Here is a 569-nt window from a genome sequence, read left to right as displayed (position 1 = left end):
GACCTCGACCGGGACGGACTCGCCGGTCAGCATCGAGGCGTCCACCGCCGAGGCGCCCTCGACCACCGTGCCGTCGGTGGCGATCTTCTCGCCCGGGCGGCAGGGTGCGGAAGGAGGCCGCGATGGTGCCGCGCAGCGTCGCGTCGTCGGCGACGGCGGCCGGGGCGGCGGCGACCAGCTCGCAGGGGTGCGCGGTGCCGTTCGGCGCCTCGGGGGCGACCAGGATGAACGGGCGGGTCCTGCCGGCCTGGAGGGCCGAACCGATGCCCTCGAAGACGTCCGGGACCTCGGCGTCGGCGGTCTTCTGGGGTGCGGCCGCGTGCATCACGACGACCGGGAAGTGGGTGTTCGGCTCCTTGGCGTACTGCGGCGGGAGCCAGACCCGGACATTGCGGGGGTGGCCGTCGGGGCCGAGCACGGCGGACTGGAGCAGCTCGCCGCCGCCGGGGTGGCCGACGCTGTCGAAGCGGCTGGCCACGGCGGGAGCCGCAGCGGGTCCAGCCGCTCCGACAGCTCCGGCCGCTCCGACGGCGGCAGGGGCGACCGGGGCGGCGCCGGCACCGGCACCG

Annotated in this window: 1 pseudogene; it reads right to left on the bottom strand. The window is 77.2% G+C overall.

The annotated features are described in order from the left end of the window. A pseudogene (locus AE652_RS49620) lies at nt 1-99 on the bottom strand (hypothetical protein); the annotation flags it as partial. Nucleotides 100-569: the final 470 nt, after the last annotated feature.

Source organism: Kitasatospora sp. MY 5-36 (assembly GCF_001182915.1).
Lineage (GTDB): Bacteria > Actinomycetota > Actinomycetes > Streptomycetales > Streptomycetaceae > Kitasatospora.
The sequence above is the reverse complement of the archived record's forward strand: the minus strand, read 5'-3'. Positions and strand labels throughout refer to the sequence as shown.